The following is a 15,786-nucleotide window of genomic DNA, read 5'->3' on the forward strand; positions in this document are numbered from 1 at the left end:
ATGGCCTTTTTATTCGCTCCTGTTTTTTGACAACCCAAGCGCCTGCGCCAGACGAAAAGCAGGCTGGCCGCGTGGGCGGAACGGGAGCAGACGGCGTCTGACGCCTGGCCAGCGCAAAAGCCAGGCAAAGAATGAGGGCGGAGCCGCTTCATCTTCATGCTGCGGGCATTGCTCTTGCGCTTTGAAAGTTCAAGAAAAAAGGCCGTCCTGAAAGCCTGTTCAGAGATTCAGCGCTGAGCGCACGAACACCGCTTTCAGATGAGCCTGACGTTTGCCTGCGCGGCAATGCCGCAGCTTGCATTTGTGTCATCTCATCGTGAATGGCAAAAAAAATGCAATGCGAATGAAAATAACCGCGCTTCATGCGCCGCTGCCCGCCGCCAGACCCTGCGCGGGCGGCGTTTTTCAATTTCATCGATTTCATTTCTTCGCATTCATCATGGCTTTATTCCATTCGCCTGGATTTGCGCTGCGCGGCATTTGCGCGGCCATTGTTTTGCTGCCCGCGCTGGCTTATGTGCAAACGGCTGCGGCCGCTTTTGACGCTTCCGCGCTTCAAAGTGACGGCGCGGACGAGGAGGTCACCGCTGGCGACGCAGCGGGCGGCGGCAGCGCCGGCACGCTGGGCGCTGTCACGGTGGTGGGGCGCGCCGCGCCTGTGCCGGTGGAGCATGAAAGCAGCTATCAGCCCGTGCCCGATGCGTCCACGCTGCGCTCGCTGGCCCCCGCGCTGGAAGTGCCGCAAGTGACCAACGCCGTCTCCGCCCAGGTGCTGCGCGACCAGCGCCCGCGCTACATGGACGATGCGCTGATGAACGTCAGCGGCATCACGCAAGGCAACACGCTGGCGGGCACGCAAGACACCATCCTCAAGCGCGGCTTTGGCGGCAACCGCGACGGCTCCATCATGCACAACGGCATGCCGCTGGTGCAGGGCCGTGGCATGAACGCCGCCGCCGAAAGCGTGGTGGTGCTCAAAGGGCCGTCTTCCATGTTCTACGGCATCATGGATCCGGGCGGCGTGGTGAACGTGGTGAGCAAAAAGCCCCAAATGCAGCCGCGCACGGCCATCAGCCTGAGCGGCTCCGGCTACGGGCGCGGCCGCAACGGCGCGGGGCTGCTGCTGGATGCCACCGGCCCCGTGGCCGACAGCGGCCTGGCCTGGCGCCTGGTAGCCGACTACACGAATGAAGATTACTGGCGCAACTTCGGCAAGCGGCGCGACGTGCTGCTGGCCCCTTCGCTGGCCTGGTACGGGCGCGACACGCAAGCCGTGCTCTGGTACGAATTCCGTGACTACAACGTGCCGTTTGACCGTGGCACTGCGCTGGATCCGCGCACGAACAAGCCGCTGGACATTCCCGCCACGCGCCGCCTGGACGAGCCGTTCAACCAGATGAAGGGCAAGAGCCACCTGGCGCAGTTCTCGCTGGATCACCGCATCACGCCCGGCTGGTCGGGTCACGTGAGCCTGAGCTACAACCGCGAAACGTATGACGCCAACCAGCTGCGCCTGCTGGGCATCAACACCGCCACCGGCCTGCTGCGCCGCCGCGCCGACGGCACCCGGGGCGCGCTCAGCGCCGACAGCTACGGCACCGCCTACATCGACGGCAGCACCAGGCTGGGCGGCATGCAGCACGACATGCAATTCGGCATGGACGCCGAATACCGCAAGATTTACCGCGCCGACATGATTCGCGGCGGCGTGGACAACGCTTTCAGCTACCTCCACCCCGTGTATGGCCGCGTGCGGCCGGGCACGACCGTTGTGGCTGGCGACAGCGACCAGCGTGACCTGCTGCACAACCACTCGCTTTTCTTTCAGGACGCCATCCACCTGAACCGCCAGTGGATCGTCACCGCCGGCGCGCGCTACCTGCACTGGGCGCAGCGCGCGGGCCGGGGCCGCCCCTTCAAGCTCAACACCAACACCCGCGACGGCAAATGGCTGCCCCGCCTGGGCGTGGTCTACAAGCTCACGCCCGCCGTCTCGCTCTACGCCAGCTACAGCCAGTCGCTCAAACCCATCTCCACCATCGCCCCGCACTCCAGCGGGCTGATTGACTCCAGCGTCAAGCCCGAAAGCGGCAAGTCCTGGGAAGTGGGCGCCAAATACGAAAGCGCGGGGGGCCTGACCGGCACGTTGGCGCTTTTTGACATCCGCAAGAAAAGCGTGCTCGTCTCGCAGTTCAACCAGAACACGGGCCTGACCGAATGGCGCACCTCCGGCGCGGCCCGCTCGCGCGGCATCGAGCTGGACGTGGCCGGCGAAATCAACCCGCGCTGGAGCTTCATTGGCAGCCTGGCGCTGATTGACGCCAAAACCACCCGCGACCCCAAATTCCAGGGCAACCGTTTGTGGAACGCCGCCCGCATCACCGCCTCGGCCAACGCCGTCTACAACGCCGGCCAGCTCTGGGGACAAGGCCAGCTGCGCCTGGGCGCGGGCGTGCGCTACGCGGGCAAGCGCGCGGGCGACTCGGCCAACACCTTCTGGCTGCCTTCCTACACCGTAGCCAACCTGTTTGCCACGTATGAAACGCCCATTCAGGGCCGCAAAGTCAAGTTCCAGCTGAACGTGAAAAACCTGTTTGACCGCACCTACTACACCTCCAGCGTGAACGAATTCGGCCTGGCCCTGGGCGACGCGCGCCAGGTGTCGCTCACGGCAGGGTTCGAGTTCTGAAGCTGCTCAAAGCGGCTCGCAGGCGTGAAACGCGCAAGCCGGAACCGGCCCGGGCTGTGCGCGTTTCACTCCTTTTCGGGGAGCAAATTCAGGCCCCTGAAAACATCCCTTCCGCCCAATTTCAAGGGACTTGAAGCTATCAAACCAATAGCGGATAACCAGCGGCTTCAGAACCCGTTCACAGGCAGACTTTGAACCGCTCCCGCAAGCCTGCCCTTGCCCTCCATCGTCTTGCGCCTGGCGCTTTTCACCCCATGACCACACGCCGACACCATCTGGCCGCCCTCGCTGCCCTGACCTTGCTGCCCGCCGCAAGCCGCGCCCGGCCAAGCGACGCATCCAATGCGGGCGACGCGCCCGCCGCCCGCCGCACCCTGCTGCTGGGCCAGACGGGCGGCCCCCACGCCGCCGTGGACGAAGCCATCCGCCAGCATCTGACCCGGCGCGGCTGGGCCGTGACGATGGCCGGGCAAGACGCCGCGCCGCAAGCCGCGCAAGGCATGGCGCTGGTCATCATCTCCTCCACCGTGGCGGCCAAAAACGTCCACCCCGGCTGGCGGCAGCTTGCTGCTCCGCTGCTGACCTGGGAAAACGACTTGCTCGACGACCTGGCCATGACCGGCAAGCGCAGCGGCGCCGACTACGGCGAAGCCGAAAAAGAGCGCTACCTGTGGCTGGTCAATGCGCCGCACCCTCTGTCGGCAGGGCTGCCTGCCGGCGCGGCCAATGTGTATGTGAAACAGGCCCCCATGAGCTGGGGCAAACCGGGCCTGGGCGCCGCCACCATCGCCACGCTCTACGGCCAGCCCGAAAAAGCGGCCATCTTCGGCTACGAAAAAGGCGCGACGATGGACTACGAAACCCTGGCCCCGGCCCGGCGCGTCATGTTCTTTCTGGACAACGCCAGCTTCACCAACCTCTCCGAATCCGGCCTGCGCCTGTTCGACGCGGCCGTGGACTGGGCAGCTGGAGAATGTGCAAGTGATCAGACGCCATAAGCGGCACGGCATCAAGGCACCGCCCAAGCACTGGATTGCTGAAAGGTCTTTGGCCTGGCTGAGCAAGGACGCTGCGCTTGGCGAGGCATCGGTTGATGCATTCGTCAGGCTCACCAGCTTTCGACGCTTGGCTTGATTGGAGAACAGGCCCTGAGAAAGAACGGGAAATGGCTGCGGATCGGGTCTGAAATACCTGACGCAAGTGGCGGGCGCTTCGTGGAAACGCGAGTTTTATGCTCTTGAATCAATAGCGACAGGTCCTAGTGCAACGGGCGTGAAAGCCACTTTTCTACCCCTTGTATTCGCTCTTGTTTTTGATGCCTTCCGGTCTTCTTCATCACCTGGCCGCAAGGGACGGCAGATATGCCGCGCCTCATCCAGTCAAGACGGCTTTGTCCGCGCGCGCCAGGCATTCGTTTTTTGACGCTGCCCGGCACCCATGCAAAGCAGCCCGCAAGGCGATAGCGAAGTGGGAAACAAGCCCTGATTCGCTCCTTGATTCATAGCGTGACGTACTAGTGGAATGGGCGCAGATGCTATTTTTCGTGCACTCGAATTCGCTCTTGTTTTTGATGTGATACGGCGGCTGATCCGGTGAAACGCAGGCCATGCTGGCGTTCAGGAGGCAGAAGAAAGCCGCCGCTTCCTGCCAAGGGATGCGGCGGCTTGCCGGAAGGTTTTGTTCGAGAGGCTGGCGGTCTGTGGCCTTGCAAATTTTCGCGGGGTCACAGGCAAATCTGCTTGCGGGTTCGCGCCTTGCGGCGTCTCATGGCCAGGCTCCGGACTGGCTCTCAAAAGCGCGCCGACAGGCCCACGTAGAACGCGCGGCCCGGCTCGTTGTAGGTGGCCGCGCCTGCGCCGTAGATGGTGCGCGGGCGGTTCACGCCGATGGCGTTGCCCATGCGGTAGAGGCGCTTGTCAAACAGGTTGTTGATGCCGAACGAGAGGGCGATGCCGGGCGTGAAGGCGTATTGCCCGCCTACATTGACCAGGCCGTAGGGCTTGAGGCTGCGGGTTTCTTCGCCGGTGAGCGGCAGGCCCTGGTAGTCGTATTTGTTGGGCTTTTGGCGGCCATAGAAGGTGACGGCGGCAAACACGTCCAGCGCGGGCAGGGCCTTGTAGTCCAGGCGCGAGTTGAGGGTGTATTTCGGGATGATGGAAAGCTGCTCGCCAGTGAGCTTGTTTTTGCTTTGCAGCATCCAGGTGAAGTTGTTGCGCCAGGTCAGCGCGGGGCTGAAGCGGTAGCTGAAGGTGCCTTCCAGGCCGGAGATGACGGCTTTGGGCGTGTTGCTCCAGCGGAAGATTTCGGAGTTGGCGTACGGGCCTGTGCCGCCGGTGGCGTTGCCCGCGATGTCGTGGCCCGCTTCGATTTTGTTGCGGTAGTCGTTGTGGAACAGGGTGGCGCCGGCCTGGACGGTGTCGTCCGTGTATTCGATGCCCAGCTCTTTGTTGATGCTGGTTTCGGCCTTCAGGTCGGGGTTGCCTTGCAGGTAGCACGAGCCGTGGCCGCCCCAGCAGCCGATGCCCCGGCTGTAGAGCAGGTAGTTGGGGTTGAGCTGGTAGAGGTTGGGCGCTTTGTAGGCGCGCGCCACGCCGGCTTTGAGCGTGAGGCGGTCTGTGAAGTTGTGCAAGAGGTTGAGCGAGGGGCTGACATTGCCGCCCGCCTTGCTGTGGTGGTCCAGCCGCAGGCCGGGGGTGATGAGGGTGGCGCGGGTGAGTTCGATGTTGTCTTCAACGAACACGGAGGCGATGCGCGCGCTGATTTCGCTGCTGCGCTCCCGGACGGCGATGCCGGGCACGCGCCCGCCTTCGGTGGCGGCTTGTGACATGGAGTTGGGGTCGCTGAATTTCTGGTGCGCCCATTCCGCGCCCACGGTCATCATGTGGGTCAGGCTGCCCCAGCGGCCGCGCATGCTGGCTTCGCCGTGGGCGGTGAGCGCTTGCAGCTTGGCGGTGCTGAAGTGGTTGCTGGAAAACAGCCCTTCGGTGCCGCCGGCCAGCCCTTCGTCCATGCGGGTGTTGCGCGTGCTTTCGTATTGCAGCCAGGCTTGCGAGCTGCCGAAGTCGTAGCGCCCTTTGTGCGTGAGGGCGAAGGCGCTGCGGTACATGCGGTTGGTTTCGGAGCCGATGGCGTCCAGCACGCGCTGCGAGGTGGCCACCAGGCGGCCGCGCGCGTCGGTGGTGAAGTTGTTGGTGTTTTGCGTGTCGCCCGTGTAGATGTTGCCCTGGCGGCTGAAGGAGGCGTCCAGGTCAATGGTGTGGCGCTCCGAGGGCTTGAGCGACAGGCGAGCGGCCACGTCGCGGTTGCGCACGCCTTCGCGCCCGGCGGGGAAGGTGCCCCGGTAGATGCCCGTGCGGGTGGAGGCGTGGCCCCGGTTGATGTCCCAGGCGTCCGCGCCGGTTTTGGCGATGTTGGCGTTCACGCGAAAGCCCAGCATGGGCGAGATGGGGCCGGCCAGGCTGACGCTGGCGCGCTTGGAGCCGCCATCGCGCGAGTCTTGCGGGTGCTGGTAGTACACGCTGGCACTGCCGCCCAGCTTGTCGGGTATGGCTTTGGTGACGATGTTCACTACGCCGCCGGCTGCGCCGCTGCCGTAGCGGGCGGCGGCGGGGCCGCGCAGCACTTCTATTTTTTCCACGGCATCGGCGGGCACCCAGTTCATGTCGCCGCGCGTGTCGCGCTCGCCGCGCCAGCCGTAGCGCACCGAGTTGCGGCTGTGCACGGGCTTGCCGTCAATCAGGATGAGCGTGTTTTCCGGCCCCATGCCGCGCAGGTCAATCTGCCGGTTGTTGCCGCGCTGGCCGCTGGTGGAGTTGCCCGTGAGGTTCACGCCCGGCTGCTTGCGCACCACTTCGGCCAAGTCGCCCGCCGGGGGCGTTTGCAGGTCTTGCCGCGTGATGGTGGACACGCCCGGCGCCTGCTTCCAGGCCTGCTCGGCGGTATCAACCACTTTCACCTCTTGCAGGGTGGGCGTTTTGTCATCGGCTGCGTTTTGTGCCGTTTGCCCCGTTTGCGCCAGCGCGCCTTGCGCTGCCAGCAGCGCGGCCGCGCCTGCCACGGCGCGCAAATGCCATGTCTTGCTCATGCTCTGTTTCCTTTTGCTCAAAAAGGCGCGATTGTCAGATGACAGGCGTTTTCATTTCAAGCCGCCGGGTATTTTTTGTGCGCGGGCCGCCCCGGCCGTTTTCATTTGCGCTACAAAAAGCGGATTGGCTGGCAATGAAACGGCAGGGAAATGATGAATTCCGCTCCTTTGTTCATAGCGATACCTCCCCGCCAAACGGGCGCAATCGCCATTTCAGACCCATCAAATTTGCTCCTTTCTTTGATGTGCTTCCATGAAAGAACCGTTTCATGAACCGCGCCTGTTTTGAATGGCGCAGCCCGCCCGCGCCGCCGCCCAGCCGCCTGGATCAGCTGACTCTGGGGATGATGCGGCTGGCATATGTCATTTATGGCGCGCTGCTGGCGGGCATGGTGGCAATCGTCATCGTCATCGCGCACATGAGATGGCGCGAGGAGTGGTGGCTCGCACCGCTGCTGGCGCTGTTGCTGATATGGGGTTTGATGGTCTGGCGCTGCATGCGCCAATCCGCCGATGGGCGCCTGTGGCTGGATGAGCAAACCTTGCGGGTGGAAACGGGCCTGCCGCGCCAGGCCGCCTGGCTGGGGCTGAGCACGAGCTGGTCGGTCAGCCTGGACGATCTGCGCAGCGGCAAGGCGCAGTGGCGCTGGAATGAGGTCATCTTCTCCAGCGCCGCCGCGCCGCCCCTGACCTGCCTGCGCGTGCGCACTCCATCAGGCTGGCAAAGGCTCACGCTAGAGGTGTGGCAGCCCGCAGGACGGCCCGCGCCTGCGCTGCAAACCGGCTCGCCATCCAATGGCCTGACGGACTGGAGCAGCCCCAACCGCCTGCGCCAGTGGCAGGCCCATCTGCAAGCCCTGCCGCTGACGCAGGCGCTGGCCGCGCGGGGCGTGGCCCTGCCGCCGCTGCAAGACTTGCTGCGCCACGCAGCGCCAGAGCAATTGCTGGATTCGCCTCGCACACGCTGTCTCGCGGCGGCTTTCGCGCTGCTGCTGGCCAGCGGCGCGCCACTGCTGACCGCAGCCCTGCCGCCGCACCCCCTGATCTGGCCGGCAGGCTCCTGGTCTGGCACTGCGCTGTTTGCTCTGGCTTTGGCGGTAACAGGGCCGCCCGCCTTCATCTGGCTGCTGTGCGAGCCGCAAAACTCTGACCGGGGGGCTTGGCTGTTCAGGCTGCGCTTTCGCGCCTGGCAATGCCTTCTGGCATTGACCACGGGCGGCATGCTGGCCCTGTGCGGATGGGCAGCGCTCATCTTGCTCACCAGCTGGCTGGCGGCGATGCAGCCTGTGACGGTCACCATCGCCGTGCAGCCCGCCAGTGGACTGCGCCAATTGCAGGCAGCCGTGCCTGGCGGGCCATTGAAGCTATGGGAAGAAAGCGCCAGCGCGCTGCCTTGCGCTGCCGGTCAGGCTTTTCTCCTGCCCATGCAGCGCGGCCCGGCGGGCCTGTGGTGGCAGTTCCGGCGGCAGGAGCTGCGCCAGCGCATGCAGGCCCTGCCTTGCCGCGAGACTGCACCAGCCAGTGCGCCAGCCGCCGCATACCCAATCGCTACACTCGCCGCCGCGCGCGACTGGCGATGAAGCCGCCAAAAAGCCGGTTCACAGCCAGAACCGGTTTTGGAGGCCGACGTGGACACCACGGGGGAGCGCGCCGCCGTTTTCGCCGCTCGCCTGGGCGGCCCCGCCACGGGGCCTGAACGACCCGTCCAACCACCCTGCATTCCTATGTACGACCGCCGCAATCTCATCGCGCAAACCGATTCCGAAGTCTGGGCCGCCATTGAGGCCGAAAACCAGCGCCAGGAAGACCACATCGAGCTGATCGCCAGCGAAAACTATGCCTCGCCCGCCGTGCTGCAAGCCGCCGGCACGCAGCTGACCAACAAATATGCCGAGGGCTACCCCGGCCGGCGCTACTACGGCGGCTGCGAATTTGTGGACGTGGTGGAGCAGCTGGCCATCGACCGCGTGAAAAAACTCTTTGGCGCCGAAGCGGCCAACGTGCAGCCGCATTGCGGCGCCAGCGCCAACGAAGCCGTCTTTCTGGCCTTTCTCAAGCCTGGCGACACCATCATGGGCATGAGCCTGGCCGAAGGCGGGCACCTGACGCACGGCATGGCGCTGAACATGAGCGGCAAATGGTTCAACGTGATTTCCTACGGCCTGAATGAAAAGGAAGAAATCGACTACGACGCCATGGAGCGCAAAGCGCGCGAGCACAAGCCCAAACTCATCGTGGCCGGCGCCAGCGCCTACAGCCTGGAAATCGACTGGGCGCGCTTTGCCCGCGTGGCCAAGGAAGTGGGCGCCATCTTCATGGTGGACATGGCGCACTACGCGGGCCTGATTGCCGGCGGCCAATACCCCAACCCCGTGCCGCACGCCGATGTGGTGACCAGCACCACGCACAAAAGCCTGCGCGGCCCGCGCTCGGGCTTCATCCTCATGAAAGCCGAACATGAAAAGGCCATCAACAGCGCCGTCTTCCCCGGCCTGCAAGGCGGGCCGCTCATGCACGTGATCGCCGCCAAGGCCGTGGCTTTCAAGGAAGCGCTCTCGCCCGAATTCAGGCAGTACGCCGAGCAGGTCAAGAAAAACGCGCAAGTGGTGGCCGAAACGCTAACCCAGCGCGGCCTGCGCATCGTCAGCGGCGGCACGCAAAGCCACGTGATGCTGGTCGATTTGCGCGCCAAAGGCATCACCGGCAAAGAAGCCGAAGCCGTGCTGGGCGCCGCCCACATGACCATCAACAAAAACGCCATCCCCAACGACCCCGAAAAGCCCATGATCACCAGCGGCGTGCGCATCGGCACGCCCGCCATGACCACGCGCGGCTTCAAGGAAGAACAAGCGCGCGCCACCGCCCACCTGGTGGCCGACGTGCTCGACAACCCGCGCGACGAAGCCAACCTGGCCGCCGTGCGCGCCAAAGTGGCCGAGCTGACCCGCGCTTTTCCGGTGTACGGCGGCTAAAAACCATCCTCAAAGTTATGCCGGAAGCCTGACCATGCGCCGAACCGTGCTGTCTCCTTTGAGGCAGTCTTGACCGACTAGGGGTCAATTGATGGCCTTGCTGGGCTTGGACCGCCTGCCCGCCTTGGCGTGCACCTGCTGGCGCAACAGCGCCAGCAGCACATCCCACACGCCGCGCTGACGCCAGCGGGCAAAGGTGTTGTAGAACTGTTTCCAGGGCGGGTAGACCTCGGGTGGTGCGCACCCTGGCAGCCTGTGGCTTGCAGATCCACGCGCCCGCCATTGACCAATATGCGGTTAATAAATGTAGGCGTAGGCGCGCCTGGAATGAAGAATGGATTTGAGCGAATCCGAACCGAAATCAGAAATCGAATGTGCAGGCATGAAAAACCAGCTGGAGGCGGGAAGGGTTCAAATGATTTCGCGCATTTTCTCGCTGGCATGCGCGCAAGCCTGATTCGTTTGGGTGTCAGGGCGCGTTTTGCTTGTTTGGCGCCATTGCCAGACGCAGCGCGCGCCAGCAAGCAGCACGAATGTGAGCGGCACGAAAAACATCTGCTCCATGACCATTTGGAGCAGAAAGACCATGGGCGAGCCTTGGCACGAGGCGCAGTCCATGCCGCCGTGCCGGAGCATGAAGGCGATGCGTCTGCTGGTGATGAGCCATAGCGGCAGCCATAACAGCGCCGCCAGCGCCAGCGATACGGTGAAGGCTCCGCGCCAGCGGCGCCAGACGGCCACGGTCACGCTCCAGAGCAGCAACAGACTGCCTGCCATGACGGCGATGCCGGTTGTTTGCTCACGCGTGATTTGCGAATGCAGCAAGAAGGCCAGCGGCAGCGATATCGCGAGCGCCGCTGCCGTCAGTGCCCACTGATAAAGGCGCATGGGGGCAGCTCGCGGTTATGCCTGCTCCTGGGCGGCGGCTTGCGCCTTGGCAGGGGCGGCTTTGCTTTTGCGCTGCGCGTCATACGCATCGACGATGCGGGCCACGAGCGGGTGGCGCACCACGTCGGCCGAGGTAAAGCGCGTGAAGGCCAGGCCCTTGACGCGTTTGAGCACCCGTTCGGCGTCCACCAGCCCGCTGGATGCGCCTTTGGGCAGGTCTATCTGGCTGATGTCGCCCGTGATGACGGCGCGCGCGCCAAAGCCGATGCGGGTGAGGAACATCTTCATCTGCTCGGGCGTGGTGTTCTGCGCTTCGTCCAGGATGACGAAGGCGTCATTGAGCGTGCGCCCGCGCATGAAGGCCAGCGGGGCAATTTCAAGCTGGTTGCGCTCGAAGGCTTTTTGCACGCGGTCAAAGCCCATCAGGTCATAAAGCGCGTCGTAGAGCGGGCGCAGATACGGATCGACTTTTTGCGTGAGATCGCCCGGCAAAAAACCCAGGCGCTCGCCCGCTTCCACGGCCGGGCGGGTGAGCACGATGCGCTGCACGGCGTGGCGCTCCAGCGCATCCACCGCGCAGGCTACGGCCAGAAAGGTTTTGCCCGTGCCAGCGGGGCCAATGCCAAAGGTGATGTCGTGGCTGGCGATGTTTTCCAGATACACGCTCTGGTTGGGCGTGCGCGCTTTCAGCCCCGCGCGGCGGGTGTTGAGCACGGGCGCGCCGTCTGCGTCTTGCGACAGCGGCATTTCTTCGCCGGCCAGCATGAGCTGCACGGCGTCGGGCCGCAGGGGCTTGCCCGCCATTTCATACAGCGCTTGCAGCACGGCCAGCGCGCGTTCGGCGCTTTTTTTGGGGCCGTCAATCTTGAATTGCTCGTGGCGGTGGGCGATGCTGACTTGCAGCCCGGCCTCGATGGTGCGCAAGTGCTCGTCTGCCGGACCGCACAAATTGGCCAGGCGTGTGTTGTGGGCAGGAATGAAGGCGTGGCGCAGGATCATGGAAGCGAAATGGAGCAAAGAAAGTGAATGGAAATCGGCCAGGCGGCCAGCGGGCGGAATTTTGCCTAAGGGCAGGCAGCCAGCGGGCTGGGCAGCCTTGAGGCAAATCGGCTTTGAGTCCTAGTGCAGGCTGGATTTGTTGCTATGTTTTTAAGAGTGACGTCCGCCCCGCGCAGACATTTGCTTCTGGCGCACTTGCCAGGCGTTTCCAGCGGAAACCAGCCCGGGCATGAGCCACAGCCAGCATGACAGCCATATGAAGGCGCGGCTGACGGAGGCGCGTGCGCCCCAGTCCATCCACAACACCCAGGCCAGTTGCAGGGAAAGGAGCAGCCATAGCATGAAGAGAAACAGCGCGGCTCCACGCCGCCCCTGCTGGTATTGGGCCGCGCCAGGCACGAGCAGCGAGACAGCGATGAGGGACCAGGCTTGCGGGCTGCGCCGGGCGTCTGGCGGCGGATGGACGGCCATGGGGCGCTGCAAAGGCGCGCCGCCTTTGCTCACTGCTGGCAGAGGCGGAGGAAGCTTTCGGGCTGCAGCCTTGAGGCGTTCCGCTTGCCTGGATAGCAGCAGGCCGGCTGCCAGCAACAGGCCCGCCAGGCCCAGCGATGACAGATACAGCGTGTGCCAACGCTGGTGACTGGCGCTGATTTGCGCCAGCGCTGCCTGCGTGGCGGCATCACCCCAATCCGCCTGCTGGCGGCGGTAGCGGTCCCACACGCGCACGGTGCGGCTGACGCCATCCGTGACCAGCAGTTGCTCGTCCAGCCAGGCGGCGGCGCGAGGCGCCAGCTGTTCACCCAGCTTGGCGGCCAGCATATGGGGCGCGGCAGGCTGGGCGTAGTCAGCTTGCGAACCGTCTGCGAATACGTCGCTCATCCGTCCATATTTCATGCCATTGGACATGCGCGCAATGGTGGCCAGCGGCTGGCGGCCGTTGCGTGGCGCGCCATGCGAGGGCGCGGCGGCTTCAGCAAGATAAAGCCAGGCGGATTGGCGCTGGGTGAGCGGAATCCGGCTTTTTTCGCTCATCGTCTCGCCGTCCAGCCGCACGAGCGCCATGCGGTTGGTATCGGTCGTCCACCAATCGCCATCGGCCCACCAAAGAGCGTTGGTGAAAACGTAAGTGTTGGCGGGTGTGCGGGCCAGCATGCGGCCGGCGGCATCGAACAGAACGACGGCATGGCCGCCGCCAGTGGCAATGGCAAAGCGGCCATCAGGCGCGAAAGCCAGGTGGATGGCCTCATCGGCATGGCTGCGCAAATCGGCAGGCCATTGCGGATTGATGCGTTGCCGCGCTTGCCCGCTGCGGGCATCCAGCATGTGCAGCGCCGTTTGCTGGCGCACCCAGGCCACGAGCTGGCCTGAAGGATGGGCTGCCAGCACGCCCACGGCGCCGCCCAGAGACTGCCGGGTGTCGATGCTGGCTTCGCGCTTGCCGTGCGCGTTCAGCCGCCACAGTTGCTCATCGACCGAGAGCCAGACGATTTGTTCAGGCAAAACGGCCAGCGCCCAAGGCCCCCGCTGGGCGGAGAAACGCTGGCTGGCATACAAGGCAACAGCAATAGCGGCCAAGGCCAGCGCAACCAGCAAAACAGCAACCTGTTGCAGGCGGCGCGAAGAGGCAGCAGAGGAAGGCATGGCGGATGACGAAATGAAAATAAGCGCCCACCATTGTGCATAAATGTTTTCCGTCCTGGCATGAAGCCTTTCTGAATGGTGCGCAGGCCTGCGCGTGGCCGCGATTGGGTAAGCGCAGCGCTGGCAAAAGAGGCTCTGGCCTGGCGGCTGCGGCCTGAACGCATTGGCCGCTTGCCAAAAGAAAAGCCGCCAATCCATGCGGACGAGCGGCTTGTGTTCCGGAAAAGAACCAATCAATCTGGAGGCGCGACCCGGAGTCGAACCGGGCTAGACGGATTTGCAATCCGTTGCATAACCGCTTTGCTATCGCGCCGAAGGGTTTTGCGTAAAAGAAAAAGGAAGCGCTGGCTTCCTTTTTCTTTTTATATGGAGCGGGAAACGAGGCTCGAACTCGCGACCTCAACCTTGGCAAGGTTGCGCTCTACCAACTGAGCTATTCCCGCAAAATTCATTTTTTTGCCGCTAAAACCGGTTTGTTTTTGCAGGCATATAACCTGGAGCGGGAAACGAGGCTCGAACTCGCGACCTCAACCTTGGCAAGGTTGCGCTCTACCAACTGAGCTATTCCCGCGTTTTGGTGAAGCGGCGAGTATAACGTGTTTTTGGCGTTTCTCTGGAATTCACTCAAACTGGCGCAAAACCAGCGTGGCATTGGTGCCGCCGAAGCCGAAGCTGTTGGACAGCACGGTGCGCAGGCTGGCCGGGCGCGAAGCCGTGACCAGCGGCAGCCCGTGCGCGGCAGGATCGGGGTTTTCCACGTTGATATTGCCGGCGATGAAGCCGTGCTTGAGCATGTAGAGGCAGTAGATGGCTTCCTGCACGCCCGTGGCGCCTTGCGAATGGCCGGTGAGCGATTTGGTGGATGAAAAAGGCGGCACGCCTGCGCCGCTGCCGTCGGGGCTGAACACGGCGCGCAGGGCGTGCAGCTCGGGCACATCGCCCACGGGGGTGGAGGTGCCGTGGGTGTTGATGTAGTCGATGGGGCCTTCCACGCTTTCAATGGCCTGCCGCATGCAGCGCATGGCGCCTTCACCGGAAGGCGCGACCATGTCCTGGCCATCCGAAGAAAGGCCAAAGCCCACGATCTCGGCCAGGATGTGCGCGCCGCGCGCCTTGGCGTGCGCCAGGCTCTCCAGCACCAGCGCGCCGCCGCCGCCAGCGATGACGAAGCCGTCGCGCGCCGCGTCGTAAGGGCGTGAGGCGCTTTCGGGCGTGGCGTTGAAGCTGTGCGACATCGCGCCCATGGCGTCAAACAGCGTGGCCAGGCCCCAGCCCAGCTCTTCGCCGCCGCCGGCAAACATCACGTCCTGCATGCCCCAGGCAATTTGCTGGGCGGCCGCGCCCACGCAGTGCGCCGAGGTGCTGCACGCGGAGGTGATGCTGTAGTTGATGCCCTTGATGCCGAAGGCCGTGGACAGGTTGGCCGAAACGGTGGAACCCATGCAGCGCGTGACCTGATACGGCCCCACGCGGCGGATGCCTTTGCTGCGCAGGATGTCGGCCGCCTCAATCTGGTGGGTGGGCGAGCCGCCGCCCGAACCCATGATGAGGCCCGTGCGCGGGTGCGAAATTTGCGCGGGCGTCAGCCCCGCCTGTGCGATGGCGTCTTGCAGCGAGACGTAGGCATAGGCGGCGGCATCGCCCATGAAGCGGCGCAATTTGCGATCGATGCGCGCGTCCAGGTCAATGCGCGGCTGCCCGGCCACCTGGCTGCGCAGGCCCATTTCGGCAAACAGGGGCATGGCGCTGATGCCGCTGCGCCCTTCGCGCAGCGAAGCCACCACGCTGGCCTCGTCGTTGCCTATGCACGAGACGATGCCCGCGCCCGTGATGACGACCCGTTGCCTGGCGCTCATGTGTCTTACCCCTGTTCTGCGGCCTGACCGCGCTGGAACAGGCCCACGCGCAAATCGCTGGCTGTGTAAATCTCGTTGCCGTCGGCCAGCAGGCGCGCGTCGCCAATGGCCATGACCAGCTTGCGCTTGATTACGCGCTTGATGTCGATTTCATACACCACCTGCTTCACGCCGGGGCCGACTTCGCCGGTGAACTTGACTTCGCCCGCGCCCAGCGCACGGCCGCGCCCCGGCAGCTTCAGCCAGGTCAGGTAAAAGCCGATGAGTTGCCACATGGCATCCAGCCCCAGGCAGCCGGGCATCACGGGGTCGCCCTGGAAGTGGCAGGCGAAAAACCACAAATCGGGTTTGATATCCAGCTCCGCGCGAATGCACCCCAGGCCGTGCGCGCCGCCGTCGTCGTCAATGTGCGTGATGCGGTCAAACATCAGCATGGGCGGCAGCGGCAGGCGGCCGCTTTCGGGCGTGAACAGCCGCCCTTCTCCAGAGGCGATCAGCTGCTCATAAGTAAAAGACTCAACCATGAATCCGGGCTTTCAAAACGCGTGGGGAAAGCGGGCGAGTATGCCAGCAGCCCCTGTTGTGGGCCGGACGGTCTGACCGGGCGCTCCACGGATTCATGCCTTGTCTGCCGGAAGCATTGAACGGAGACAGACA

At 64.3% G+C, this 15,786-nt stretch carries 12 protein-coding genes, 3 tRNA genes and 1 riboswitch; of the genes, 5 read left to right on the forward strand and 10 right to left on the reverse strand.

Annotated features, from left to right (window positions below):
* Positions 1–154 precede the first annotated feature (154 nt).
* Positions 155–424, reverse strand: a complete 270-nt coding sequence (locus QB898_RS08505; RefSeq protein WP_279524596.1) for a hypothetical protein — start codon at positions 422–424, stop codon at positions 155–157.
* A 15-nt stretch (positions 425–439) separates the two neighbouring features.
* Here QB898_RS08505 and QB898_RS08510 point away from each other — a divergent pair, with 15 nt between their 5' ends.
* Both QB898_RS08510 and QB898_RS08515 read left to right on the forward strand, forming a co-directional pair.
* A complete protein-coding gene (locus tag QB898_RS08510; protein WP_279524598.1) occupies positions 440–2,689 on the forward strand; it encodes a TonB-dependent siderophore receptor in 2,250 nt (749 codons plus the stop codon).
* A gap of 254 nt (positions 2,690–2,943) precedes the next feature.
* Positions 2,944–3,687: a hypothetical protein gene (locus QB898_RS08515; protein WP_279524599.1), complete on the forward strand. Its 744-nt coding sequence runs from the start codon at positions 2,944–2,946 to the stop codon at positions 3,685–3,687.
* A 791-nt stretch (positions 3,688–4,478) separates the two neighbouring features.
* Here the strand turns inward: QB898_RS08515 and QB898_RS08520 are convergent.
* The gene (locus QB898_RS08520) at positions 4,479–6,773 is read right to left on the reverse strand and encodes a TonB-dependent siderophore receptor (RefSeq protein WP_279524600.1); all 2,295 of its coding nucleotides are present in this window, start codon (positions 6,771–6,773) and stop codon (positions 4,479–4,481) included.
* A 38-nt stretch (positions 6,774–6,811) separates the two neighbouring features.
* On the opposite strand from QB898_RS08520, the gene QB898_RS08525 reads away from it, so the two are divergent.
* The 3 genes from QB898_RS08525 to glyA all read left to right on the forward strand — a co-directional run bounded on the left by QB898_RS08525 (position 6,812) and on the right by glyA (position 9,745).
* Positions 6,812–7,030 (forward strand): hypothetical protein, encoded by a 219-nt coding sequence (locus QB898_RS08525; protein ID WP_279524601.1) that lies wholly within the window; start codon positions 6,812–6,814, stop codon positions 7,028–7,030.
* Between the two features lie 12 nt (positions 7,031–7,042).
* On the forward strand, positions 7,043–8,353 hold the full coding sequence (locus QB898_RS08530; RefSeq protein ID WP_279524602.1) for a hypothetical protein: 1,311 nt from the start codon (positions 7,043–7,045) through the stop codon (positions 8,351–8,353).
* A riboswitch (ZMP/ZTP riboswitch) is annotated at positions 8,330–8,456 on the forward strand. Its footprint overlaps the gene before it by 24 nt.
* Before the next feature lie 41 nt (positions 8,457–8,497).
* Positions 8,498–9,745 (forward strand): serine hydroxymethyltransferase, encoded by a 1,248-nt coding sequence (gene glyA / locus QB898_RS08535; protein WP_102284036.1) that lies wholly within the window; start codon positions 8,498–8,500, stop codon positions 9,743–9,745.
* Positions 9,746–10,156: 411 nt separating this feature from the next.
* Here glyA and QB898_RS08540 read toward each other — a convergent pair whose 3' ends face one another.
* The 8 genes from QB898_RS08540 to fabA all read right to left on the reverse strand — a co-directional run bounded on the left by QB898_RS08540 (position 10,157) and on the right by fabA (position 15,653).
* Positions 10,157–10,633 carry a hypothetical protein gene (locus tag QB898_RS08540; protein WP_279524603.1) on the reverse strand — a complete coding sequence of 159 codons (477 nt, stop codon included), beginning with the start codon at positions 10,631–10,633 and terminating at the stop codon, positions 10,157–10,159.
* 15 nt (positions 10,634–10,648) lie between these two features.
* A complete protein-coding gene (locus QB898_RS08545) occupies positions 10,649–11,632 on the reverse strand; it encodes a PhoH family protein (protein ID WP_050716341.1) in 984 nt (327 codons plus the stop codon).
* Positions 11,633–11,782: 150 nt separating this feature from the next.
* Complete coding sequence (locus QB898_RS08550) at positions 11,783–13,273, reverse strand: WD40 repeat domain-containing protein (RefSeq protein ID WP_279524604.1); 1,491 nt, start codon at positions 13,271–13,273, stop codon at positions 11,783–11,785.
* A 239-nt stretch (positions 13,274–13,512) separates the two neighbouring features.
* Positions 13,513–13,586: transfer RNA gene (locus QB898_RS08555), tRNA-Cys, on the reverse strand.
* A 54-nt stretch (positions 13,587–13,640) separates the two neighbouring features.
* Positions 13,641–13,716 (reverse strand) — tRNA-Gly (locus QB898_RS08560).
* Between the two features lie 52 nt (positions 13,717–13,768).
* A tRNA-Gly gene (locus tag QB898_RS08565) sits at positions 13,769–13,844 on the reverse strand.
* A 49-nt stretch (positions 13,845–13,893) separates the two neighbouring features.
* Positions 13,894–15,129, reverse strand: coding sequence for a beta-ketoacyl-ACP synthase I (gene fabB / locus QB898_RS08570; protein ID WP_050714555.1), 1,236 nt, complete (start codon positions 15,127–15,129; stop codon positions 13,894–13,896).
* A gap of 5 nt (positions 15,130–15,134) precedes the next feature.
* On the reverse strand, positions 15,135–15,653 hold the full coding sequence (fabA, locus tag QB898_RS08575; protein ID WP_050714554.1) for a 3-hydroxyacyl-[acyl-carrier-protein] dehydratase FabA: 519 nt from the start codon (positions 15,651–15,653) through the stop codon (positions 15,135–15,137).
* Between the last annotated feature and the right edge of the window lie 133 nt (positions 15,654–15,786).

This window comes from Ottowia cancrivicina (assembly GCF_029813755.1).
Classification (GTDB): Bacteria; Pseudomonadota; Gammaproteobacteria; order Burkholderiales; family Burkholderiaceae_C; genus Ottowia; species Ottowia massiliensis.

What these genes read in the sequence shown, in the direction of transcription:
- QB898_RS08525 (WP_279524601.1), top strand. Translation starts at nt 6,812, where the DNA reads ATGACAGGCGTTTTCATTTCAAGCCGCCGGGTATTTTTTGTGCGCGGG.
- QB898_RS08550 (WP_279524604.1), bottom strand. Translation starts at nt 13,273, where the DNA reads ATGCCTTCCTCTGCTGCCTCTTCGCGCCGCCTGCAACAGGTTGCTGTT.
- QB898_RS08510 (WP_279524598.1), top strand. Translation starts at nt 440, where the DNA reads ATGGCTTTATTCCATTCGCCTGGATTTGCGCTGCGCGGCATTTGCGCG.
- QB898_RS08545 (WP_050716341.1), bottom strand. Translation starts at nt 11,632, where the DNA reads ATGATCCTGCGCCACGCCTTCATTCCTGCCCACAACACACGCCTGGCC.
- QB898_RS08540 (WP_279524603.1), bottom strand. Translation starts at nt 10,633, where the DNA reads ATGCGCCTTTATCAGTGGGCACTGACGGCAGCGGCGCTCGCGATATCG.
- QB898_RS08520 (WP_279524600.1), bottom strand. Translation starts at nt 6,773, where the DNA reads ATGAGCAAGACATGGCATTTGCGCGCCGTGGCAGGCGCGGCCGCGCTG.
- fabB (WP_050714555.1), bottom strand. Translation starts at nt 15,129, where the DNA reads ATGAGCGCCAGGCAACGGGTCGTCATCACGGGCGCGGGCATCGTCTCG.
- QB898_RS08515 (WP_279524599.1), top strand. Translation starts at nt 2,944, where the DNA reads ATGACCACACGCCGACACCATCTGGCCGCCCTCGCTGCCCTGACCTTG.
- QB898_RS08505 (WP_279524596.1), bottom strand. Translation starts at nt 424, where the DNA reads ATGAAATCGATGAAATTGAAAAACGCCGCCCGCGCAGGGTCTGGCGGC.
- glyA (WP_102284036.1), top strand. Translation starts at nt 8,498, where the DNA reads ATGTACGACCGCCGCAATCTCATCGCGCAAACCGATTCCGAAGTCTGG.
- fabA (WP_050714554.1), bottom strand. Translation starts at nt 15,653, where the DNA reads ATGGTTGAGTCTTTTACTTATGAGCAGCTGATCGCCTCTGGAGAAGGG.
- QB898_RS08530 (WP_279524602.1), top strand. Translation starts at nt 7,043, where the DNA reads ATGAACCGCGCCTGTTTTGAATGGCGCAGCCCGCCCGCGCCGCCGCCC.